The organism is Knoellia sp. p5-6-4 (assembly GCF_029222705.1).
Classification (GTDB): domain Bacteria; phylum Actinomycetota; class Actinomycetes; order Actinomycetales; family Dermatophilaceae; genus Pedococcus_A.
Genome location: NZ_JARGZF010000002.1, coordinates 86,376 through 107,289, shown reverse-complemented (window position 1 = coordinate 107,289; position 20,914 = coordinate 86,376). Strand labels below are relative to the sequence as shown.

General features: G+C 71.5%; 24 protein-coding genes. 9 read left to right on the top strand and 15 right to left on the bottom strand.

Annotated elements, in window-relative coordinates; all coding sequences use genetic code 11:
- Positions 1-36 precede the first annotated feature (36 nt).
- Complete coding sequence (gene glgA / locus P2F65_RS11960; RefSeq protein WP_275807759.1) at positions 37-1,242, top strand: glycogen synthase; 1,206 nt, start codon at positions 37-39, stop codon at positions 1,240-1,242.
- Here glgA and P2F65_RS11955 read toward each other — a convergent pair.
- Both P2F65_RS11955 and P2F65_RS11950 read right to left on the bottom strand, forming a co-directional pair.
- Positions 1,239-1,634, bottom strand: coding sequence for a nuclear transport factor 2 family protein (locus P2F65_RS11955; RefSeq protein ID WP_275807757.1), 396 nt, complete (start codon positions 1,632-1,634; stop codon positions 1,239-1,241). The genes glgA and P2F65_RS11955 overlap by 4 nt on opposite strands.
- 11 nt (positions 1,635-1,645) lie before the next feature.
- On the bottom strand, positions 1,646-2,413 hold the full coding sequence (locus P2F65_RS11950) for a hypothetical protein (protein WP_275807755.1): 768 nt from the start codon (positions 2,411-2,413) through the stop codon (positions 1,646-1,648).
- Positions 2,414-2,540: 127 nt separating this feature from the next.
- Here P2F65_RS11950 and P2F65_RS11945 point away from each other — a divergent pair, with 127 nt between their 5' ends.
- The 5 genes from P2F65_RS11945 to P2F65_RS11925 all read left to right on the top strand — a co-directional run bounded on the left by P2F65_RS11945 (position 2,541) and on the right by P2F65_RS11925 (position 6,656).
- Entirely contained in the window at positions 2,541-3,359 is an 819-nt protein-coding gene (locus P2F65_RS11945) for an ABC transporter ATP-binding protein (protein ID WP_275807754.1), read from the top strand.
- 30 nt (positions 3,360-3,389) lie between these two features.
- The gene (locus P2F65_RS11940; RefSeq protein WP_275807752.1) at positions 3,390-3,857 is read left to right on the top strand and encodes an NfeD family protein; all 468 of its coding nucleotides are present in this window, start codon (positions 3,390-3,392) and stop codon (positions 3,855-3,857) included.
- A 6-nt stretch (positions 3,858-3,863) separates the two neighbouring features.
- A complete protein-coding gene (locus P2F65_RS11935) occupies positions 3,864-5,045 on the top strand; it encodes an SPFH domain-containing protein (RefSeq protein WP_275807750.1) in 1,182 nt (393 codons plus the stop codon).
- A 107-nt stretch (positions 5,046-5,152) separates the two neighbouring features.
- The gene (locus P2F65_RS11930) at positions 5,153-5,920 is read left to right on the top strand and encodes a sulfite exporter TauE/SafE family protein (RefSeq protein WP_275807748.1); all 768 of its coding nucleotides are present in this window, start codon (positions 5,153-5,155) and stop codon (positions 5,918-5,920) included.
- 16 nt (positions 5,921-5,936) lie between these two features.
- Complete coding sequence (locus P2F65_RS11925; RefSeq protein WP_275807746.1) at positions 5,937-6,656, top strand: TSUP family transporter; 720 nt, start codon at positions 5,937-5,939, stop codon at positions 6,654-6,656.
- Positions 6,657-6,689: 33 nt separating this feature from the next.
- Here P2F65_RS11925 and P2F65_RS11920 read toward each other — a convergent pair whose 3' ends face one another.
- The 4 genes from P2F65_RS11920 to P2F65_RS11905 are packed head-to-tail and all read right to left on the bottom strand — an operon-like array spanning position 6,690 to position 8,971.
- Positions 6,690-7,451 carry an ABC transporter permease gene (locus P2F65_RS11920; protein ID WP_275807743.1) on the bottom strand — a complete coding sequence of 254 codons (762 nt, stop codon included), beginning with the start codon at positions 7,449-7,451 and terminating at the stop codon, positions 6,690-6,692.
- On the bottom strand, positions 7,448-8,272 hold the full coding sequence (locus P2F65_RS11915) for an ATP-binding cassette domain-containing protein (RefSeq protein WP_275807740.1): 825 nt from the start codon (positions 8,270-8,272) through the stop codon (positions 7,448-7,450). Before P2F65_RS11915 ends, P2F65_RS11920 begins: the two co-directional genes overlap by 4 nt.
- On the bottom strand, positions 8,269-8,640 hold the full coding sequence (locus P2F65_RS11910; protein ID WP_275807737.1) for a DUF1048 domain-containing protein: 372 nt from the start codon (positions 8,638-8,640) through the stop codon (positions 8,269-8,271). The genes P2F65_RS11915 and P2F65_RS11910 overlap by 4 nt, the downstream gene beginning before the upstream one ends.
- Before the next feature lies 1 nt (position 8,641).
- Positions 8,642-8,971 carry a PadR family transcriptional regulator gene (locus P2F65_RS11905; RefSeq protein WP_275807733.1) on the bottom strand — a complete coding sequence of 110 codons (330 nt, stop codon included), beginning with the start codon at positions 8,969-8,971 and terminating at the stop codon, positions 8,642-8,644.
- A 150-nt stretch (positions 8,972-9,121) separates the two neighbouring features.
- Between P2F65_RS11905 and P2F65_RS11900 the strand changes: the two genes are divergently transcribed.
- On the top strand, positions 9,122-9,940 hold the full coding sequence (locus P2F65_RS11900) for an RNA methyltransferase (protein ID WP_275807731.1): 819 nt from the start codon (positions 9,122-9,124) through the stop codon (positions 9,938-9,940).
- Between the two features lie 28 nt (positions 9,941-9,968).
- Here the strand turns inward: P2F65_RS11900 and P2F65_RS11895 are convergent, their stop codons facing one another.
- From P2F65_RS11895 to P2F65_RS11865, 7 genes are all read right to left on the bottom strand, one after another.
- On the bottom strand, positions 9,969-11,381 hold the full coding sequence (locus tag P2F65_RS11895; RefSeq protein ID WP_275807728.1) for an ABC transporter substrate-binding protein: 1,413 nt from the start codon (positions 11,379-11,381) through the stop codon (positions 9,969-9,971).
- Positions 11,382-11,399: 18 nt separating this feature from the next.
- Positions 11,400-12,239, bottom strand: coding sequence for a carbohydrate ABC transporter permease (locus P2F65_RS11890; RefSeq protein ID WP_275807725.1), 840 nt, complete (start codon positions 12,237-12,239; stop codon positions 11,400-11,402).
- Positions 12,236-13,138 (bottom strand): sugar ABC transporter permease, encoded by a 903-nt coding sequence (locus P2F65_RS11885; RefSeq protein WP_275807722.1) that lies wholly within the window; start codon positions 13,136-13,138, stop codon positions 12,236-12,238. Before P2F65_RS11885 ends, P2F65_RS11890 begins: the two co-directional genes overlap by 4 nt.
- Before the next feature lie 115 nt (positions 13,139-13,253).
- Positions 13,254-13,787, bottom strand: coding sequence for a YbhB/YbcL family Raf kinase inhibitor-like protein (locus P2F65_RS11880; protein ID WP_275807721.1), 534 nt, complete (start codon positions 13,785-13,787; stop codon positions 13,254-13,256).
- 9 nt (positions 13,788-13,796) lie between these two features.
- Complete coding sequence (locus P2F65_RS11875) at positions 13,797-14,213, bottom strand: DUF3037 domain-containing protein (RefSeq protein ID WP_275807718.1); 417 nt, start codon at positions 14,211-14,213, stop codon at positions 13,797-13,799.
- Positions 14,210-14,974, bottom strand: a complete 765-nt coding sequence (locus P2F65_RS11870) for a HipA family kinase (protein WP_275807715.1) — start codon at positions 14,972-14,974, stop codon at positions 14,210-14,212. Before P2F65_RS11870 ends, P2F65_RS11875 begins: the two co-directional genes overlap by 4 nt.
- Before the next feature lie 17 nt (positions 14,975-14,991).
- On the bottom strand, positions 14,992-15,921 hold the full coding sequence (locus P2F65_RS11865) for a TIGR03560 family F420-dependent LLM class oxidoreductase (RefSeq protein ID WP_275807713.1): 930 nt from the start codon (positions 15,919-15,921) through the stop codon (positions 14,992-14,994).
- Between the two features lie 129 nt (positions 15,922-16,050).
- On the opposite strand from P2F65_RS11865, the gene P2F65_RS11860 reads away from it, so the two are divergent.
- Both P2F65_RS11860 and P2F65_RS11855 read left to right on the top strand, forming a co-directional pair.
- Positions 16,051-17,334 carry a class I SAM-dependent methyltransferase gene (locus P2F65_RS11860; RefSeq protein WP_275807708.1) on the top strand — a complete coding sequence of 428 codons (1,284 nt, stop codon included), beginning with the start codon at positions 16,051-16,053 and terminating at the stop codon, positions 17,332-17,334.
- Positions 17,331-18,152 (top strand): DUF1295 domain-containing protein, encoded by an 822-nt coding sequence (locus P2F65_RS11855; protein WP_275807705.1) that lies wholly within the window; start codon positions 17,331-17,333, stop codon positions 18,150-18,152. The genes P2F65_RS11860 and P2F65_RS11855 overlap by 4 nt, the downstream gene beginning before the upstream one ends.
- A 36-nt stretch (positions 18,153-18,188) precedes the next feature.
- Here the strand turns inward: P2F65_RS11855 and P2F65_RS11850 are convergent, their stop codons facing one another.
- Positions 18,189-19,724, bottom strand: a complete 1,536-nt coding sequence (locus tag P2F65_RS11850) for an ATP-dependent DNA ligase (protein WP_275807703.1) — start codon at positions 19,722-19,724, stop codon at positions 18,189-18,191.
- Positions 19,725-19,733: 9 nt separating this feature from the next.
- Entirely contained in the window at positions 19,734-20,849 is a 1,116-nt protein-coding gene (ald, locus tag P2F65_RS11845) for an alanine dehydrogenase (protein WP_275807700.1), read from the bottom strand.
- Positions 20,850-20,914 lie beyond the last annotated feature (65 nt).

Below are 20,914 nucleotides of genomic sequence, written 5' to 3'. Positions count from 1 at the left end.
CGCGGCGACCCGATCCTGGGCACTACTGTCGCGGAGGTGAGAGTCGACGTCCTCAGCAAGGAGTACCCGCCCCAGATCTACGGCGGCGCCGGGGTCCACGTGGCCGAGCTCGTCCGAGCGCTGCGCGTGCGGGGCGACGTCGACACCCGGGTGCGCTGCTTCGGCCTGCCGAGGGACGAGGCGGGCACCTACGGCTACGCCGACCTGCCGGACCTGGCGGACGCCAACCCGGCCCTGCAGACCATGGGGGTCGACCTGCGGATGGCCGGCGACTGCCTCGGGGCCGACCTCGTGCACTCGCACACGTGGTACGCCAACTTCGCCGGCCACACGGCCTCCCTGCTCGGCGGGATGCCGCACGTGGTCACGGCGCACAGCCTCGAGCCGATGCGCCCGTGGAAGGCCGAGCAGCTCGGCGGCGGCTACCGGGTGTCCTCCTTCGTGGAACGCACCGCCTACGAGGCGGCCGACGCCGTGATCGCGGTCAGCGCAGGCATGCGCGACGACGTGCTGCGCGCCTACCCCTCCATCGACCCCGAGCGGGTGCACGTGGTGCACAACGGCATCGACGCGCAGCTGTGGCAGCGCGACCCCGACCCGGACATCGCCCGCCGGCACGGGGTCGACCCGGAACGCCCGTCGGTCATCTTCGTCGGGCGGATCACCCGTCAGAAGGGCCTGCCCTACCTGCTGCGGGCGGCCGCGGCGCTGCCTCCGGAGGTGCAGGTCGTGCTGTGCGCGGGCGCGCCGGACACCCCGGAGATCCTGGCCGAGGTCGAGGCACTCATGGACACGCTCCGCTCGCAGCGCGACGGGGTCGTGTGGATCCCCGAGATGCTGCCGCGCGGCGAGGTCGTGGCCCTGCTGAGCTGCGCCACCGTCTTCGCGTGCCCGTCGGTCTACGAGCCGCTCGGCATCGTGAACCTCGAGGCGATGGCCTGCGAGCTGCCGGTGGTCGCGACCGCGACCGGCGGCATCCCCGAGGTGGTCGTGCCCGGGGAGACGGGCTGGCTGGTCCCCATCGAGCAGGTGCAGGACGGCACCGGCACGCCCGTCGACCCGGACCGGTTCGTGAGCGACCTCGCAGCCGCCCTCAACGACGCCGTCAGCGACCCCGCGCGCGCCGACCGGATGGGGTTGGCAGGGCGCCGGCGGGCGCTGGACGCCTTCTCGTGGGCCACGATCGGCGACCGGACGATGCAGGTCTACCTCGACGTGCTGCGGCGCCGGGCCCTGGCCTAGTCGCCCGCTGCCACGGCGTGCAGGGCGTCGTCCTCGGTCTCGTACCGGCTGACCGACGTCACGAGGCCGTCGGCCGCGGTGAACACCGCCCACGTGTCGACCGGGTGCTCGGTCGGCGCCTGCGCCGGGGCGTGCTCCGTCGTCGTCCACTGCGCGCGCTCGTGCACGAAGACGCGCCCGTCCACCTCCCGCAGCGGGTGCTGGGGCTCCAGCCGTATGCCGGAGCGCCTCAGCCAGGCGCGCATCAGCTCGTGGCCGTGACCGGTGCCCTGCGGGCCACCGACAGCGACGGAGGGGGTGCAGAGCGCCACCGCAGCCTCGACGTCCCCGCTGTTCACTGCGTCGTGCCAGGCCCGGACGGTCTCCTCCGCGGAACGCGTGTGCTCAGCCATGCCTCACGCTCTCACGCCGGGCGCCATCCGGCCAGAACGGCGCAGGCGGCGTTCGTGGCGTCGGCAAGGGCGTGGTCGGCCGCCCGCTGCAGGCGCAGCAGCAGGGACCGGCGGCTTGCCGACGTGGCGGTGTCGAGCGCGTCGTCGGGGCCGGCCAACCCGGCGTCGCAGATCTGGGCGACGGTGCCCGCCAGCGCGATGGTCCGCTGGGCCCGAGCCGGCAGCCCGTCCGGCAGGCCCCAGCGCCCGCCGAGGGCCGCGTCGGCGAGGTCACGGGCCGCCGACGGGGAGAAGGGCTGCCCACCGACCCGGTCGAGGGCCTCGGTCACCTCGATGAGCTCGAGCCGGAGGTGCCGCTCGAGCTGGGAGGGCTCGAGCCCCTCGACCCGGTGGCGGGGCACCGGGTCGGCGTCGTAGGCCTTCCAGTCGACCCGGGTGCCCGTGTCGAGGGCCGAGCCCCCGACGCTGCCGAAGGTGTCGAGGACCGGCACGAGGAGACCACCCATGCCCGGCACGTAGACGCACTCACCGGCCTCGGCGGCCGCGCCCTGGGCATCCGACCCGGCGCCCGGCAGGCCGGAGAGGTCGCCGGGGGCGGGCAGCGCCACCAACAGGGCCTGCTCACCGAGGTCGCGCCAGAGGTCGAGGCGCCCGAGGTCACCGGCGACGTGGTCGATGTCCGGCAGCGCGGCGGCGACGGCCGCCTCCAGGGACGAGCCGGCGTTCCACGACGCAGTGGTCCACAAGGCGAGGCGGACGGAGGCGGGCAGCTCGGGCACCGAACCATCCTAGGGAGCCTGCCCGAGCCGGATGCGCTGACGCCCGGTCAGGATGCCGCCGTAACGGGCTGCGACGACCGGGCACGTCGGCGCCGCCACGGGTGGTGCTTCAACTAGGGTCGGGGCCATGAGTGACGTCCTGGAGTTCGCCGGTGTGAGCGTCGTGCGGGGTCAGAGCACCCTGCTCGACGACATCACCTGGGAGGTCGAGGAGGGCCAGAGGTGGGTCATCCTCGGCCCCAACGGAGCCGGCAAGACGACCCTGCTCCAGCTGGCGGCCGGCCGGATGCATCCCACGCGCGGGGTGGCCGGCGTCCTCACCGAGGTGCTCGGCACGGTCGACGTGTTCGAGCTGCGTCCGCGGATCGGCCTGGCCTCCGCCTCGCTGGCCGAGCGCATCCCCGGCGACGAGGTGGTGCACAACGTCGTGGTCACCGCGTCCTACGGCGTGGTCGGCCGCTGGCGGGAGGCCTACGACACCCTCGACCACCAGCGGGCGGCGGAGCTGCTCGAGGCGCTCGGGGCCGACCATCTCGCCGACCGACGGTTCGGCACCCTCTCGGAGGGGGAGCGCAAGCGGGTGCAGATCGCACGAGCGCTCATGACCGACCCCGAGCTCATGCTGCTCGACGAGCCGGCTGCCGGCCTCGACCTCGCGGGGCGCGAGGACCTCGTGCGCCGCCTGGGCGGGCTGGCCGCCGACGTCGAGGCGCCGGCGCTCGTGCTCGTGACCCACCACGTCGAGGAGATCCCCCCGTCCTTCACCGACGTGCTGCTCCTGCGCGAGGGCAGGGTGGTCGCCCAGGGGCCGATCGAGATCACCCTGACGGCCGAGAACCTCTCGGCCACGTTCGGGCTGCCGCTCGTGCTCGACCGCCACGGCGACCGCTGGTCGGCCCGCGCCGGCAACGGTGCGGGAACGCAGGGGCCGGCCTCGGCGTCGTAACGGAACACAGGCACTGACGGAGGGGAAACCATGGAGTGGCTGGGCGACAACCCCTGGCTCATCTGGGTCGGGGTGGCGCTGGTGCTGGCAGCGATCGAGGCGGCGACGGTCGACTTCGTCTTCATCATGCTGGCCGCTGGGGCGCTGGCCTCGGCGGTGGCCGCCGCGTTCGGAGCGCCGTTCGCCCTGCAGATCGTGGTGGGCGTCGTCGTGGCGGTCGCGCTCCTGGTGGCCGTCCGCCCTTGGGTGAGAAGGAAGTTCAACGAGACAGCTGCGTCGGCGACGATCGGCGCGGGCAGCCTCGTCGGCCGCACCGCCTGGGTCCTGCAGACGGTCACCAACACCGACGGCCGGGTCAAGCTCGCCGGTGAGACGTGGTCGGCGAGGCTCGCCGAGGGCGACACACCACTCACGCCGGGGCAGCGGGTCCGGGTCGTGTCAATCCAGGGGGCCACGGCGATCGTCGCCGGCAACGCGCTCTCCAACAGAGGGGAATGACCACACATGGAAATCGGAGCGGGCTACATCGTCCTGCTGCTGCTTCTCATCTTCGCGGGGATCGTCATCATCCGCACGGTGCGGATCGTCCCGCAGCAGACGGCGCTCATCATCGAACGGCTCGGGCGCTACTCGCGCACCCTCGAGGGCGGCATCCACTTCCTCGTGCCGTTCGTCGACAAGGTGCGCGCCACCGTCGACCTGCGTGAGCAGGTCGTCTCGTTCCCGCCGCAGCCGGTCATCACCTCCGACAACCTCGTCGTCAACATCGACACGGTCATCTACTACTCGGTGATCGACGCCAAGTCCGCGGTCTACGAGATCGCCAACTTCATCCAGGGAATCGAGCAGCTCACCGTCACGACCCTGCGCAACGTCATCGGCTCGCTCGACCTCGAGCAGACGCTCACCAGCCGCGACCAGATCAACGCACAGCTGCGCGGGGTCCTCGACGAGGCAACCGGCAAGTGGGGCATCCGGGTCAACCGCGTGGAGCTCAAGGCCATCGACCCGCCGATGTCGGTGCAGGAGTCGATGGAGAAGCAGATGAAGGCCGAGCGCGAGCGCCGCGCCCAGATCCTGTATGCCGAGGGCACCAAGCAGTCCGCGATCCTCACCGCCGAGGGCGAGAAGCAGAGCCAGATCCTGCGCGCGGAGGGCTCGGCGCAGGCCCGCATCCTCGAGGCCCAGGGCCAGGCCCGGGCCATCCAGCAGGTCTTCGACGCCATCCACCGCGGCAAGCCGACCCAGAAGCTGCTCGCCTACCAGTACCTCCAGGTGCTGCCGCAGCTCGCCCGCGGCGACGCCAACAAGATGTGGATCATCCCGAGCGAGCTGACCGACGCCCTGAAGGGGATCGGCGGCATGCTCGGACGCGGCGAGGGCGGCGGCACGTTCTCCGGGGGCGACGACGAGGCCTGGGTCGACCCGGGCGACCTCGGCACGGCCTTCGAGGAGACCGCCCTCGAGGACCCCAGGCAGGCCTTGGCCGAGGCCCGTGGCCAGGCAGGGCGCGCCAGCCGCGAGGCCACCGAGCACGCCACCCCGGCCCCGCGGGTGCAGCCCCCCATGACGCCGCCGGCTGACGCCGTGCCCGAGCCGGAGCCGGGCGACCCGGCCACCGAGCCCGCGGTGCCCCCGGTGCCGCCACCCGCGCAGGGCGGCCAGCCCGGCACGCCGCCGGCCTGAGAGCCCGACCACCCGCCGCCGGTATGCCGTCCGCTCACCCGAGCCGGCGGCATACCGCTGTGCGGGCCCGGGAAGCCGGCCGGCGGGGGCGTCGCTAGGGTTGCCGGGTGTCTGCCGTCGAAGCCCTCTGCATCCTGCTCGCGGGCATGGCGGCCGGCACGATCAACACCATCGTGGGCTCCGGGACGCTCATCACCTTTCCCACGCTGCTCTTCTTCGGCTACCCACCGGTCGTCGCCAACGTGTCGAACACCGTGGGACTGGTGGCCGGAGGCCTGACGGGCGTGCACGGCTACCGCGCCGAGCTGCGGGGCGCGACGCGCACGCTGCGCCGCCTCGTGCCGATGTCGTTGCTCGGCGCGGTGATCGGCGCGGTGCTGCTGCTGGTGCTTCCGCCCGAGGCGTTCAACGCCATCGTGCCGGCGCTGATTGCGCTCGGCCTCGTGCTGGTCGTGCTCGGGCCACGCCTGCAGGACGCTGCGGTGCGGCGGCACCGTGACGCGGTGGTGCCGTGGCACCAGCCCGTCATGATGGGCGGCGTCCTCGTCGCCGGGATCTACGGGGGCTACTTCGGCGCAGCCCAGGGGGTCATCCTCATCGGCCTCCTGAGCGCCCTGAGCAGCGAGCCGCTCCAGCGCCTCAACGGCTACAAGAACGTCCTGGGCACCGTCGTGAACGCGGTCGCCGCGGTGACCTTCATGCTCGTGGCCCGGGACAGGATCGACTGGCCCGCAGCGGGTCTGGTCGCCCTCGGCGCGCTGGCGGGCGGCTACATCGGCTCCACGGTCGGCCGACGCCTGCCCCCGAACGGCCTGCGAGCGTTCATCATCGTCATCGGCGTCGTCGCCATCGTGAAGATGGTCTGGTTCCCCTGATGGCTGCGCTGCTCTGATGGAGTGGGGAGTGGTGCTCCCGCTCGGGCTCGCGCTGTTCGCCGGCGCGTTCGTGCAGAGCTCGATCGGCTTCGGGATGGCCCTCGTGGCAGCGCCGTTCGTCGTGGTGCTCGCGCCCGAGCTGATGCCGGGGGCGCTGCTGGTGACCAGCTTCAGCCTGCCGGTGGTGCAGCTCGCGCACGCGCCTGCCGACATCGCGTGGCGGCCCCTCGGCATCGCCCTGGGAGGCCGGGCGCTGCTCACCCCTGTCGGCGTCGCCGTCGTGGCCCTGATGTCCGTGCAGGCGATCTCCGTCCTGGTGGGCCTGCTGGTCCTGCTCTCGGTGGCGGCGTCGGTCTGGGCCATCGAGATGCGCGCCACCGACCGCAACGCCGCCGTGGCCGGGGCCCTCGCAGGGATCTCAGGGACGGCTGCCTCCATCGGCGGGCCCTTCCTGGCCCTGGTGCTGCAGCACGAGCGGCCCACGCGGTTGCGGGCCACCCTGGCCGCCTTCTTCCTCGCCGGCACGGCGTTCGCGGTCCTCGGCCTGGCGCTCGTGGGGGAGTTCACGGGCGACCAGCTCCGGGCGGGCCTGTCGTGGATCCCCTTCGTCGCGCTCGGGTACGTCGCCGCCGGCCCGCTGCGCGAGCGTCTCGACCGTGGCCGGCTGAGGTTGGCGGTGCTGTGGTTCTGCACGATTGCCGGGACCAGCGTGATCGTTCGGGCCCTCGCCACCTGATCGCGCTGACGAGGGAGGCCGGGCGACGGGGGTCTAGGAGATCCTGCGACGGTAGATCACGGTGGCGAAGACGTACGCCACGATGAGGAGTCCGCCGCACCAGGCAAGGGCGAGCCAGATGTCGGTGCCCACCGGCTGCTGGGTGAGCAGGTCGCGGACCGCGTCGACGATGGACGTCACCGGCTGGTGCTCGGCGAAGGCGCGCACCGGGCCGGGCATGGTCTCGGTGGGCACGAAGGCCGAGCTGATGAACGGCAGGAGGATGAGCGGGTAGGAGAACGCGCTCGCGCCGTCCGCGGTCTTCGCGGAGAGACCGGGGATCACGGCCAGCCACGTCAGCGCCAGGGTGAACAGGGTCAGGATCCCGGCGACCGCGAGCCACGCCAGGACGCCGGCACCAGAGCGGAAGCCCATGAGGAGGGCTGCGAGCACGACGACCACCAGCGACATCAGGATGGCGACCAATGAGGTCAGCACATGCGCCCACAGCACGGACGACCGTGTGATCGGCATGGAGTGGAACCGCTCGAAGATGCCGCTGTCCATGTCCAGGAAGAGCCGGAACGCGGTGTAGGAGACGCCCGAGGCAACCGTGATGAGCAGGATGCCGGGCAGCAGGTAGTCCACGTAGGAGTCCGACCCTGAGCTGATCGCGCCCCCGAACACGAAGACGAACAGCAGCAGGAAGGCGATCGGCATGACCGTTGTCGTGATGATGGTGTCCAGACTGCGCGTGATGTGGCGCAGGGATCGTCCTGTGAGCACGACGGTGTCACCGAAGAAGTGCGTGGTCATCGTTGCTCCTCAGTCTTGCGTACTGACGGTGCGGCGACGGCGTCGCGGTCCCTGCCGTCGTCACCGACGAGGGCGAGGAAGACGTCTTCGAGGGTCGGCTGCTTCTCGACGTACTCGACCGTGGCGGGTGGGAGCAGCAGCTTGAGTTCGGCGAGGGTGCCGTTCACGATGATCCGACCCCCGTGGAGGATCGCGATCCGGTCGGCCAGCTGTTCGGCCTCGTCCAGGTACTGCGTCGTGAGCAGCACGGTCGTGCCGCGCTCGGCGAGCTCCCTGACCGTCCGCCACACCTCGACCCGCGCCTGGGGGTCGAGCCCGGTCGTCGGCTCGTCGAGGAAGATGACCGGCGGGTTCCCGACGAGGCTCATCGCGATGTCGAGGCGCCGGCGCATGCCGCCCGAGTAGGTCGACACCTTGCGCGCTGCGGCGTCGCTCAGCGAGAAGCGATCGAGCAGGTCGTGCGCGATCGTCTCCGGGTCCTGGAGGTGCCGCAACCGGGCGACCAGCACGAGGTTCTCCCGCCCGCTGAGGATGTCGTCGACGGCCGCGAACTGGCCTGTGAGGCTGATGGACTCCCGCACGTCCGCGGCCTGCGTGGCGACGTCGAAGCCGTTGACGCTGGCCGTCCCCGCGTCGGCCCGCAGGAGCGTGGACAGGATTCTCACGACCGTGGTCTTGCCCGCCCCGTTCGACCCGAGCAGGGCGAAGATGCTGCCCCGCTCCACCTCGAACTCCACACCGCGCAGCACCTCGAGCTCCTTGAAGGACTTCTCCAGACCCTGCACCCCGATGGCAGGTGCAACTGCCGCGGGCGTCGTCATCGCGAGCCCTGCCCTTCTTCCGCCTCGGCGTCGTCGATGGCCTTGACCAACCGGTCCCGCTCCCTGCGAAGCCAGCTGCCTTCGTCGTAGTTGCGGATGAACGCCTCGACGAACTCGACGGGGTCCTCGCCGACGACGTCGCGAACGGACGAGCCGTTCGCCACGCTCTGCTCGAACAGGTCGGCGAGGTCCTCGAGCATCCGCATCGCGGTCTCGCCGTCAGACACCCCGCCGGCGTGCATGAGGTAGCGCTCGACCCCCTTCGCCGCGCCGCGGTAGTTCGGGGGGAGCAGCGCCACACGCGCCTTGTACTGCCGCCACCGACGCTTCTCGCCGATCGCCTTGGTGGCTAGGTCAGGGATTCGCATGTCAGTCCTCTCCTTCGCGGAGCCGGTGAATTCGTTCTGCGAGAAGGCTCCAGGTCCTCCAGAACTCTTCGAGGTGCTCGCGTCCTCGAGCGTTGAGCGAGTACACCTTCCGCGGCGGTCCCTTCTCGGACGGGACCTTCTCGACGTCGACGAGGCCGCGGTTCTCGACCCTGACGAGCAACGCGTAGACGGTGCCCTCGGCGATGTCGGAGAAGCCCTGGTCGCGCAGCCACGCCGTGATCTCGTAGCCGTGCGCGGGCCGGGCGGACAGGATCGCCAGGACGATGCCCTCCAGGGTCCCCTTGAGCATCTCCGTCTCCTGCTTGCCCATGGAGCACCCTTCGTCTACTCAGTGTCACTGACTACCAGTACATAGTATCGCTGAGTAGTGACTGCGCAAGCCCCTTTTGCCGCACCAGACGTGGTGCCCTGGTGGAGGGCGGCCGAAGCCCCGGTCCCGGGCCTGGGGCAGGATTGGCGCGTGCCGATCCACATCGACGACCCCGCCGATCCCCGCCTCGCGGACTACGTGGCGCTGACCGACGTGGCGCTGCGCCGGCGCACCGAGCCCGAGCGAGGTCTCTACATCGCCGAGTCGGAGAAGGTGATCCGTCGGGCGCTGGCGGCAGGGCACCGACCGCGCTCGTACCTCATGGCCGAGCGGTGGCTCACCGACCTGGCCGACCTGGTGGGCGCGGCTGAGGAGGACGGCATCCCCATCTTCGTCGGTCCGCACGAGGTGATCGAGCAGCTGACCGGGTTCCACCTCCATCGGGGCGCGCTGGCATCGGTGCAACGGCCGGCGCTGTCCCCGGTCGAGGAGCTCGTGAGCGGGGCCCGACGGGTGATGGTGCTCGAGGACATCGTGGACCACACCAACGTGGGGGCGGTGTTCCGTTCGGCCGCGGCGCTCGGCGTGGACGCCGTGCTGGTGACACCGCGGTGCGCGGACCCTTTGTACCGCAGGGCGATCCGCGTCTCCATGGGCACAGTCTTCCAAGTGCCGTGGACGCGCATCGACCCGTGGCCGGGTGGGGTGGCGACACTGCAGGAGAACGGGTTCACCGTGGCGACCCTTGCCCTCGCCGACGACGCGGTGAGCCTCGACGCCCTTGCCGCCGACCCGCCCGAGCGCCTGGCGCTGGTGCTGGGCACCGAGGGCGACGGCCTGTCGCACCACACGATCGAGGCGGCCGACCTGACCGTGACCATCCCGATGGCCGGGGGAGTGGACTCCCTGAACGTGGCTGCGGCGGGCGCCGTGGCCGCTTGGGCCCTGCGCCCGCCGCAGCGGGGGTGACGCGGGCGCTGCCGCGTCGGTGGCTCGGCTACTTCACCGAGTCGTTGTAGCTCTTGATCTGGGCCTCGAGCCCCTGAGCCGCCTTGGTCATGGACTGCTGCGGGTCGCCGCCGTTGAGCACGGCCTCCAGGCCGTCCTCGGAGGCCTTGCGCGCCTGCGGCATGACACCGAGCAGACAGCCCTGCGTCGCCTTGGTCAGCTCGGTGCCCTCCAGCTGCTTCACCGCCACGTCGAACAGCGGGTTGGCCTTGCGGTACTCGACGTCGATCGGCTCGTTGAGGGCGCCCTTGGAGATGGGGAAGTAGCCCGTGTCGGTGTGCCAGGTGGCCTGGCTCTTGGGCTCGGCCAGGAACTTCACGAACTGCCAGGCGGCTTCCTTGTTGGCGTCCTTGTGCCCGACGCCGTTGATCCACAGGGAGGCACCACCGATGATCGGGCCGCTGGTGTCGCCGGCCTTCACGTGCGGGTAGTTCGCCGCGCCGAGCTCCCAGCCACCCTGCTTGGCGGCCTCGCTGTAGCCGCCGAGCTGGCCGGTCGACTCGAGGTTGATGGCCAGCTGGCCGGACTTGAAGGCGGCCTGGGCCGACTTGGTGTCGCGGCCGGTGTTGGCGGCGAGGCCGTCCTTGACCATCTTCTGCCACCACGTGACGACGTCGATGGCCGTGCCCTGGTCGAACTGCACCTTGGTCGCCTTGCCGTCGCGGCCGTTGCCCTGGTCGCAGTACTCGCTGCCGCTGGTGGCGATGAACTGCTCGAGCAGCCAGCCGTAGATGGCCGCGCCGAAGCCGTAGTCGGCCGGTCCGCCGCTCTTCTTCGACAGCTTCTCCGCGGCGGCGCGGATCTCCTCGAGGTTGGTCGGCGGCTTCTCGGGGTCGAGACCGGCCTTCTCGAAGAGCGTCTTGTTGTAGTACATGACCGGCATCGAGGTGTTGAACGGCATCGAGTGCAGCTTGCCGCCGACCGAGTAGTAGCCGGTGATGTTGGGCTGCAGGTCACCGACGTTGACCTTGTCGCGGTCGATGAACGACTGCATGGGCACGGTCTGCTTGGCGTCGATCATGAACTGCGTGCCGATGTCGTAGATCTGGATGACGTCGGGTGTCGACTTGCTCTGGATCGCGGCCTTGTACTTGGTGATCGCGTCGTCGTACTTGCCCGCGTAGGTGGCCTTGACCTCGATCTTGCCCTTGTTGGCGGTGTTGAAGTCGTTCACCAGCTTGGTGAGGGCCTCGGCGTTCTTGCCGTCCATGGCGTGCCAGAACGACACGGTCGTGACACCGCTGGCCTTGTCGAGCGCGCCGGCCTCCGGAGCGCCTGCGGCATCGCCACCGGCGCTGTCGCCGCCGCAGGCGGCGAGGAGGAGCGTCAACGAGGCGAGGCCCGCCGGCACGGCATACCGGAGCCGCGCCGGTCGGGCGGTCCCCCTGCTTGAGCTGAACACGTCGTGGTCTCCTTTGAACTACTTGACGGCACCCGCGGTGAGCCCGCGGACGATGAAGCGCTGCCCGAAGATGACGAGCAGCAGGGTGGGGAAGAGCGCGAGCATCACACCGGCCAGCACCATGCCGGGGGAGTCCCCGTCGGAGGTCTGCAGCTGGCTGATGCCGATCTGGATGGTCTGGTGGCGCGGGTCCTCGGTGGCCAGCAGCGGCCAGAAGTACATGTTCCAGGCCGACAGCGCCGACCAGATGCCGAGGGCTGCGAGGCTCGGACGGCTCAGGGGGAGCAGGATCGAGAAGAGGAACCGCACGTGCCCCGCGCCGTCGACCCGGGCCGCGTCGCGCAGCTCCATGGGGAAGGACAGGAAGGACTGGCGCAGCAGGAAGGCGCCGAAGCCGGTCGCGAGGAACGGCAGGGTCAGGCCGGCGATCGTGTCCTTCAGGCCCCACTGCGAGATGAGCAGGTAGTTGGGGATGATGATCGACTCGTAGGGGATCATCATCGTGCTGAGGAACAGGCCGAACCAGAACGCCCGCCACTTCAGCGGCAGGAAGACGAAGGCGTAGGCCGCCAGCGCGCTCGTGACCATCTGGCCGGCGGTGATGACGAGCGTCTGCAGCACGCTGGTGAGGTACTGGTTGCCCAGCGGGATGATCCCCAGCGCGTCGCTGTAGTTCTCCGGGTGCAGGCCGTTGACCGGCCACAGCGCCGGCGGGAAGGAGTTGGTGTCCCGCTCGCCCATGAACGAGCCCACCAGCCCGTAGTAGACCGGGAAGAGCACGACGACGAACAGCAGCCCGAGGACGAGGTAGGAGCCCCAGCCTCCGCGACGGGGCCGGGCGGTGCGCGGGTTCCTCACCGGTAGAACACCTTTCGCTCGAGCACGCCGAACTGGACGGCGGTGATGGCCAGCACCACGAGCAGCAGCACCATGGCCTGGGCCGAGGCGTAGCCGTAGTTGGAGTTGTTGTTGGCGAACGCCTGCTCGTAGATGGAGTACACGAGCGTCGTGGTCGTGCCCTCGGGCCCGCCCACGGTCAGGATCTTGATCTGGCCGAAGCTCTGCAGGGCGTGGATCGTGCCGACGACGACCAGGAAGAACAGCTGCGGCGTGATGAGCGGCATGATGATCGAGCGCTGCAGCCGCAGGCCGGAGGCGCCGTCGAGCCGCGCGGCCTCGAGCACGTCCTCGGGCAGGGCGCCGAGGCCGGCGGAGATGACGAGCAGGTTGTAGCCGAGCTGCATCCACACCGTCGCAGCTGCCACCGACCAGATCGCGAGGTCGGGGTCGGTGAGCCACTGGACCTTGTCGACGCCGACGTAGGACAACAGGCCGTTGAGGACGCCCGAAGCCGGGTTGTAGAGCACCCCGAAGATCACCGAGGCCGTGGCCACCGAGAAGGCGAAGGGGAGGGCGAACGCCGTGCGGAAGAAGCGGACGGCGCGGATCCGACCCTGCAGCAGCAGGGCGACCACCAGGGCGATCGCGATGCTGGGGAAGACCGTCAGAACCGTGAACGCGAAGGTCACCCACAGCACCTGGAGGAAATCCGGGTCCGTGAAGAGCCGCGTGTAGTTGACGAAGCCGACGAAGCCGCTGGGGTTGCCGATGATGTCCGTCCCCTGCACCGAGAGGAGGATCGACTTGGCCAGCGGCCAGAAGACGAAGACTGCGAAGACCAGCAGGGCCGGCACGAGGTACCCGAAGGCCATCGCGGACGCGCGGCGGCGTTCGGCCCCCACCGTTGTAGAGCTCATGCGGGGACCCTACCCAGCGAACCGGTCAAATTTGCGCAGGGGAGCCCGTTGATGTCGTGACCGGTTCACGGGCGGGGCGGGGACCTGCGGCAGCCCCGCCCGCCGGCCGCGCAGCTCAGGCGTTCTGGTAGTGCGCCATCACCTGTGCGCGTCCGAGTGTGTGCATGACCGTGTTGAACGACGCGGCGGTCGCGGTCACCGAGTCGTCGATGCCCAGGTCGTCGGTGTCGAGCGCGTGCACGACGAAGTAGTAACGGTGCGGGTGGTCGCCGGGAGGCGGGGCGCAACCGCCGAACGCCTTCTTGCCGTAGTCGTTCACGACCTGGAAGGCGCCGTCCGGCAGGTTCGCGCCGCCGGCGGCGCCGGCGTTCTCCGGCAGCTCGGTGACGTCGGCCGGGATGTTGAGCACGGTCCAGTGCCAGAATCCCGACGGCGTCGGCGCGTCGGGGTCGAAGCACGTGACGGCGTAGCCGCGGGTGCCCTCGGGGGCTCCCCTCCAGGACAGCTGCGGCGAGACGTTGCTGCCGTCGACCGCGTGCTTGGACGGCACCTCGCCGCCGTCGGCGAAGGAGTCGCTCGTCACCGTGAACGACGGCACCGGCGGCAGGAAGTCGTAGGGGTTGGGTGGCTGTTGGCGATCGAGCTTCATGGCGCGACCCTAGCCGCGGTCGGTCGGTCCAACCAGCCGTGCGACGAGCCGCTCGAGCTCGGCGGCGGGGTCGGCCGCGAGGCCTCCGTGCACGGGTCCCGGCTGCACGACGGTGCTCCGGGGCGCGTTGAGCCAGCCGAACCGACGGCCCAGGCCGCCGAGATCGGGCAGCCCGCCGCCGCTGACACCGCGGCACACCTGGCACACGGTCTCGAGGGCGTCGGCCACCTCGGCGGTGTCGAGGTCGGGCGCGAGCGCCTGCAGGCGCGCCTCGTCGACCTCGTAGCGCGCCGCCAGGAAGTCCGCAGCCTGGCTGTAGAGGACGACACCCACGTTGACGAACTCCTCGCGCTCGACGCGGGGCACGCAGCGGAGCACGACGTACTGGTAGCCCTGCAAGGTCCCCTTCGCGCCGACCGTGCTCATCGCGCACCTCCCGGGAGCCAGGCCGTCGAGGCCACGCGGGCGAGCAGGTGCTCAGGGTATGCCGTGCGCACGGCACCGGGGGAGTCCAGCCCGGGTGCCTCCTCCAGCCAGGCGTCGGGAAGCTGGGCCACCACCTCGTCCAGCAGGGTGGCCGTCACCCGGCGCGACAGCCTCGCGTGCGCCTCGGGGATGCTCGCGGCGACGTCGGCCAGCACGTGCCTGCTCGCGTCGTAGGGCTGGGCGGCGAACCGCTGCGGGTCGGGCCCGCGGCTCGGCCACTGGTGGTGGAAGTAGAGGGCGGCGCCGTGGTCGATGCACCAGGGTTCGCCGTGCCAGACCAGGAGGTTGGGGTTGGCCCACGTCCGGTCGACGTTCGCGACCAGCGCGTCGAGCCACACGATGTCGGCGGCCTGCTCGGGTGATGGCGGACGGGAGCCGTCGTAGCCAAAGGACCCGGGCAGGAAGTCGATGCCCAGGTTGAGGCCGAGGCTGGCGGTGAGCAGGTCCTGCACCTCCTCGTCGGCCTCGTAGCGCGCGATGGGGGCCCGGAGGTCGACGAGCGCGAGGCGCGGCACGCGCAGCCCGAGCCGTCGGGCCAGCTCGCCGACGACGACCTCGGCGACCAGCACCTTGACGCCCTGTCCGGCGCCGCAGAACTTCAGCACGTAGGTGCCGCAGTCGTCGGCCTCCACGACGCCCGGCAGCGACCCGCCCTCGCGCAGGGGGGTCACGTAACGGGTCGCGGTGATCTGCTCGAGCACGGCCGACAGCCTAGGGGTCAGGTGACCTTGGGCATGACCAGCTCGGCCACCGCCGCCAGGTGGTCGAGGTCCGAGACGTCGAGCACCTGCAGGTAGAGCCGGGACGCGCCGACCCGTGCGAAGGCCTGCACCTTCTCGAGGACCTCCTCCGGCGTGCCGGCGAGGCCGTTGGCGCGCAGCTCGTCGGGCTCGCGCCCGATCGCCGCGGCTCGCCGGCGCACGGCCGCCTCGTCCTCGCCGAGGCACAGCACCTGGGCCGCCGAGAGCACGAGGGTTCCCGGGTCGCGTCCGTGCTCGCGGCAGGCCCGCTGCACGCGCTCGAAGAGGTGCGCCGTCTCTTCGGCGGCCTGGAACGCGGCGTTGAACTCGGCGGCATACCGGGCGGCGAGGGCAGGAGTGCGCCGGCGCCCGGCGCCGCCGATGATCACCGGCACACCACCCTCCTGGACCGGTTTGGCGAGCGCGGGCGAGTCGGTGACGGGGTAGAAGCGGCCCTCGTGCGTGAAGGTCCGGCCCACCGGTGTGCCCCACAGGCCGGTGACGACGGCGAGCTGCTCCTCGAGGCGGTCGAAGCGCTCGCGCACGTCAGGGAACGGGATGCCGTAGGCGCTGTGCTCGGCCTCGAACCAGCCGGCCCCGAGCCCGAGCTCGACCCTCCCGCCGCTCATCTGGTCGACCCCGGCGACGGTCACGGCGAGCGGACCCGGCAGCCGGAAGGTCGCCGACGAGACCAGCGTCCCCAGCCGGATGCTCGAGGTGTCCCGGGCGAGCCCGGCCAAGGTGGTCCAGGCGTCCGTGGGGCCCGGCCCGCCGTCACCGCCCATGTGCAGGTAGTGGTCGGAGCGGAAGAAGCCGGCGAAGCCGAGGTCCTCCGCCGCGCGGGCGACCGCGAGGAGGTCGTCGTAGGTGGCGCCCTGCTGGGGCTCGGTGAAGACGCGCAGTTCCATGGCGACCACGGTAGAAAGCCCATGGGGGTTCGGCACCACGGGGTCTCCCATCCGGGGGTGGCCGCCACTGCGAACACCTCCTGCCGGGCGGGCTGTTCGGCTGCCGTCGAACCGGGAAAGGGGCCCTCGATGACCACCACCGCAGAGCACACCTCCACTGCCGCAGGGGTCGCGGGGCGAGTGGCCGCGCTGGTCGAGCCGCTCTTCGGTGGGGCGCTCCCCGTGCGGGTGCGCGCCTGGGACGGCACCCACGCGGGACCCGAGGATGCGCCGACGGTGGTCATCGCCTCGCCCGACGCGCTGCGGCGGCTGGTGGCCCGCCCGGGGGAGCTCGGCCTCGCGCAGGCCTACGTGACCGGCGAGCTCGACCTCGAGGGCGACCTCCTCGACGGCCTGCGCCGGGTCTGGTCCACCGTGCGCGCCGGTGGCACGCGCAGGCCCCGCCCGGGCGACCTCGTGGCCGCGGTGCGGCTCGCCGGCGACCTCGGGGTCCTCGGGCTGCCGCCGGCACCGCCGGCCTCACAGGCCCGCCTGCGCGGCCGCCTCCACTCCAAGGGCCGTGACCGCGACGCCATCGCGCACCACTACGACCTGTCCAACGACTTCTACTCCCTCGTCCTCGACCCCCACATGGCCTACTCGTGCGCCTACTGGACCTCCGACGACCCGGGCTACGGCGTCGAGGACGCGCAGCGCGACAAGCTCGCCCTCGTCTGCGGCAAGCTCGGGCTGGGACCGGGCAGCCGGCTGCTCGACATCGGCTGCGGGTGGGGCTCGCTGAGCCTGTATGCCGCCGAGCACGTGGGCGCCCACGTCACCGGGGTGACGATCTCGGCCGAGCAGAAGGGCTTCATCGACCAGCGGGTGGCCGAGCGGGGCCTCGGTGACCGGGTGCAGATCCGGCTGCAGGACTACCGCGACGTGCCCGAGACCGGGTTCGACGCGGTCTCCTCGATCGAGATGGGCGAGCACGTGGGCGAGCGGCAGTACCCCGTCTACACCCGCGTCATCCACGACCGCCTGCGCCCCGGCGGCCGGGCGCTCGTCCAGCAGATGTCGCGGCGCACCAAGCCCGGCGGGGGCCCCTTCATCGAGGCGTTCATCGCGCCCGACATGTCGATGCGACCGGTGGGGGAGACGGTGGCGCTCATAGAGGACGCCGGGCTCGAGGTGCGCGACGTGCACGCGCTGCGCGAGCACTACGTGCGCACTGTGCAGGCCTGGTACGACACCTTCGAGGCGAACTGGGACCGGGTGACCGCCCTGGTCGGCGACGAGGTCGCGCGGGTGTGGCGCCTCTACCTCGTCGGTGGCGCGTTGGCCTTCGAGGAGGGCCGGATGGGGGTCGACCAGATCCTGGCGGTGCGCCGCGGTCCGCGCGGTGAGAGCGGCATGCCGGCGGTGCGGCGGTGACGGCCGCGTCACCGGCCGACGGGGGCGCCTTCGAGTGGGGCGACCTCCTCGCACTGTTCCCGTGGACCGTGGGGGCCGTGGTGCTGGTGCTCGGCCTGGCGCTCGTCGCGGCGCTGCGGCTGGGGAAGCACGCGGTCGTCGACGTGGCGTGGGGGCTCGGCTTCGTGGCGGTCGCGCTGGCGGCCTTCCTCGTCGGGGACGGCGACCCCGCGCGGTCGTGGCTCACGCTCGGGCTGACGGCCGTGTGGGGGCTGCGCCTCGCCGGGCACATCCACCGTCGCTCGCGGGGCAAGGGCGAGGACCCGCGCTACGAGGAGCTGCTGGCCAGGGCTCCGGGCAGCCGCACCGCCTTCGCCGTGCGACGCATCTACCTCACGCAGGGGGCCGTCATGTGGTTCGTCTCCCTGCCGGTGCAGGTCGCGATGGTGCAGCCGGACGCGCTCGGCGTCGTGGCGTGGCTGGGAGTCGTCGTGTGGGCCGTGGGCCTCTTCTTCGAGGGGGTCGGCGACTGGCAGCTCGAGCGCTTCAAGGCCGACCCCGCCAACAGGGGCAGGGTGCTCGACACCGGCCTGTGGCGCTACACCCGCCACCCGAACTACTTCGGCGACGCCTGCGTGTGGTGGGGCCTGTCGCTCATCGCCTTCGACGCCTGGCCCGGCATCCTGTTCGTGCTCTCGCCGGCATTCATGACCTGGAACCTCGCGAAGGGCACCGGAGCAGCGTTGCTGGAGAAGGACATCGGCGACCGCCGTCCCGGCTACGCCGAGTACGTGCGCCGCACCAGCGGCTTCGTCCCCCTGCCCCCGAGGCGCGGCTGACACCCCGGACGCATTCTCGCAGCGGCGCCTGACGGGTCAGGTGCGGCCGGCGACCGCCCGAACGGTCTCGACGGTGTCGGCCTCCTCGGCGCTCTTGTCGTCGCGGTAGCGCAGCACCCGGGCGAAGCGCAGCGCCATGCCACCGGGGTAGCGCGACGAGCGCTGGACGCCGTCGAAGGCGATCTCGACCACCTGCTCCGGTCGGACGTGCACGACGTGCCCGCTGCGGCCGGTCTCGAGCTCGAGGAACCGCTCGGTCTGCCAGGCGAGCATGGCGTCGGTCATGCCCTTGAACGTCTTGCCCAGCATGACGAAGCCGCCGGTCTGCGGGTCGCGGGCGCCGAGGTGGATGTTGGACAGCAGGCCCTGCCGCCGCCCGCTGCCCCACTCGACCGCGAGCACCACGAGGTCGAGGGTGTGCCGCGGCTTGACCTTCACCCACCCCGCCCCGCGGCGGCCGGCGGCGTAGGGGGCGTCGGCGTCCTTGACCACCACGCCCTCGTGCCCTGCCGACACCAGCTCGTCGAAGAAGCCCTGAGCGGCCTCCGGGTGCTCGGCCCACAGCCGCGGCACGAGCAGCCCGGGCGGCACGACCGCCTCGAGCCGGCTGAAGCGCTCCTGCGCGGGCTGGTCGATGAGGTCCTCACCCTCGTGGTGCAGCAGGTCGAAGAAGAAGACGCTGAGCGGTACCTGGCGCCGCAGCGCCTCGACAGCCTTGGAGCTCATGGTGCGGGCGGCGGTGTCCTGGAAGGGAAGCGGACGCCCCCCGTCTCCGAGCGCGATGGCCTCTCCGTCGAGCACCAGCACCTGCCCGTCGAGGGCGAGGGCGGCCTCGACGACCTCCGGCACCCGCTCGGTGATGTCGTCCAGGCTCCGGGTGAAGACCCGGACCTCGTCACCGCGGCGGTGCGCCTGGACCCGTATGCCGTCGAGCTTGCCGTCCACCACCGTCGCGCCGTCGGTGCTGGCCTGCCCGACCGCAGCGGGCACGTCAGGGGCGGAGGCCGCCAGCATCGGCCGGACCGGCCTGCCGACCTCGAGCCCGATGGCGTCGAGGGCCTCCGTGCCGCCGGTGAGGGCGGCAGCGGCCACCGGGCCGGCGTGGCCGGCGAGCATCACCGCGCGCCGCACCGCCGACTCCGGCACGTCCGCTGCGAGCGCGATGGCCTGCAGGGAGACGCCGTCGAGGGCGCCCTGGCGCATCTCGCCGGTGATGAGGCGGCGCAGCCAGTGCTGCTCCTCGACGGTGGCGCTGCCGAAGAGGTCCCGGAGGGCGGCGGACCTCGTGGTCGCCGAACCGGAGCCCGCGACCGCAGCCAGGGCGCTCAGCGCGGTGTCTGTGTCCGCAAGGCTCAGCGACGGCTGCACTGCCGGTGCCGGCAGGTCGGCCAGGCCCCGCCACCCGACGCCGACCCGACGCTGGGGGAGCACCCCCGAGAGCCAGCTCGCGGCCGTGGCGACCTCGTCGGGGTCGCACCGGCGCAGCACCTCGGCGATGACCTCGGCCTTGCGCACGCGTGACCTCGTCGAGGCCACCGCGGCGGAGGCCTCGACGAGGTCACGCAGCAGCACCGGGCAGCCTCAGGCCAGGACGCTGTCGAGGGTGACCGACTCCATGCCGTGGGCTTCGGCCACGGGTCCGTAGGTGACGGCCCCGTCGTGCGTGTTCAGGCCGAGCGCCAGTGGGCGGTCGTCGCGCAGCGCCTGGCGCCAGCCCTTGTTCGCCAGCGCCACGGCATACGGCAGGGTCACGTTGGTGAGGGCGTAGGTGGAGGTGTGCGGCACGGCGCCGGGCATGTTGGCCACGCAGTAGAAGACCGAGTTGTGGACCATGTAGGTCGGGTCGGCGTGGGTGGTCGGCCGCGAGTCCTCGAAGCAGCCGCCCTGGTCGATCGCGATGTCGACGAGCACCGACCCCGGCTTCATCCGCGAGACCTGCTCGTTGGTGACGAGCTTGGGCGCCTTGGCGCCGGGCACCAGCACCGCGCCGATGACCATGTCGGCGTCGCTGATCGCGCGCTCGATCTCGTAGGTGTTGGAGGCGACCGTCTGGCAGTGGCCCTGGTAGAGGAAGTCGGCCTGGCGAAGCTTGGCGATGTCGCGGTCGAGCAGCAGCACCTCGGCTTGCATGCCGAGGGCGATGGCGGCGGCGTTCATGCCCGAGACCCCGGCGCCGATGACGACGACCTTGGCCGCGTAGACGCCGGACACCCCGCCCATGAGGATGCCGCGGCCGCCCTGGGCCCGCATGAGGGCCTGGGCGCCCACCTGCGGCGCCAGCCGGCCCGCGACCTCCGACATCGGCGCGAGCAGCGGCAGGCTGCGGTCGGGCAGCTCGACCGTCTCGTAGGCGATGCCGGTCACCTTGCGCTTGACGAGCTCCTCGGTGAGGGGCTTGTCGGCCGCGAGGTGCAGGTAGGTGAAGAGCGCCTGGCCCTCACGCATCCGGTGGTACTCCTGAGCCACCGGCTCCTTGACCTTGAGGATGAGATCGCCTGTGCCCCAGACGTCGTCGGCCGTGTCGAGGATGGTCGCCCCCGCGGCGACGTAGTCCTCGTCCAGGATGGAGGAGCCCACGCCCGCGTCCTTCTCCACGAAGACCTCGTGGCCGTGCAGCACGAGCTCGTGGACGCCGGCCGGCGTGATCGCCACCCGGTACTCATGGTTCTTGACCTCGCGGGGGATCCCGACCTTCATGGCCTCTCCTCAAGTCGACGTTGACTGCCCGAAGCGTGCTGCACGGGTCTGACGCCACTCAACCA

Bases quoted from the DNA above. Each gene is read 5' to 3' on its own strand.
- P2F65_RS11955 (WP_275807757.1), bottom strand. From the start codon at position 1,634: ATGGCTGAGCACACGCGTTCCGCGGAGGAGACCGTCCGGGCCTGGCAC.
- P2F65_RS11945 (WP_275807754.1), top strand. From the start codon at position 2,541: ATGAGTGACGTCCTGGAGTTCGCCGGTGTGAGCGTCGTGCGGGGTCAG.
- P2F65_RS11940 (WP_275807752.1), top strand. From the start codon at position 3,390: ATGGAGTGGCTGGGCGACAACCCCTGGCTCATCTGGGTCGGGGTGGCG.
- P2F65_RS11935 (WP_275807750.1), top strand. From the start codon at position 3,864: ATGGAAATCGGAGCGGGCTACATCGTCCTGCTGCTGCTTCTCATCTTC.
- P2F65_RS11925 (WP_275807746.1), top strand. From the start codon at position 5,937: ATGGAGTGGGGAGTGGTGCTCCCGCTCGGGCTCGCGCTGTTCGCCGGC.
- P2F65_RS11920 (WP_275807743.1), bottom strand. From the start codon at position 7,451: ATGACCACGCACTTCTTCGGTGACACCGTCGTGCTCACAGGACGATCC.
- P2F65_RS11915 (WP_275807740.1), bottom strand. From the start codon at position 8,272: ATGACGACGCCCGCGGCAGTTGCACCTGCCATCGGGGTGCAGGGTCTG.
- P2F65_RS11910 (WP_275807737.1), bottom strand. From the start codon at position 8,640: ATGCGAATCCCTGACCTAGCCACCAAGGCGATCGGCGAGAAGCGTCGG.
- P2F65_RS11905 (WP_275807733.1), bottom strand. From the start codon at position 8,971: ATGGGCAAGCAGGAGACGGAGATGCTCAAGGGGACCCTGGAGGGCATC.
- P2F65_RS11885 (WP_275807722.1), bottom strand. From the start codon at position 13,138: ATGAGCTCTACAACGGTGGGGGCCGAACGCCGCCGCGCGTCCGCGATG.
- P2F65_RS11880 (WP_275807721.1), bottom strand. From the start codon at position 13,787: ATGAAGCTCGATCGCCAACAGCCACCCAACCCCTACGACTTCCTGCCG.
- P2F65_RS11875 (WP_275807718.1), bottom strand. From the start codon at position 14,213: ATGAGCACGGTCGGCGCGAAGGGGACCTTGCAGGGCTACCAGTACGTC.
- P2F65_RS11865 (WP_275807713.1), bottom strand. From the start codon at position 15,921: ATGGAACTGCGCGTCTTCACCGAGCCCCAGCAGGGCGCCACCTACGAC.
- P2F65_RS11860 (WP_275807708.1), top strand. From the start codon at position 16,051: ATGACCACCACCGCAGAGCACACCTCCACTGCCGCAGGGGTCGCGGGG.
- ald (WP_275807700.1), bottom strand. From the start codon at position 20,849: ATGAAGGTCGGGATCCCCCGCGAGGTCAAGAACCATGAGTACCGGGTG.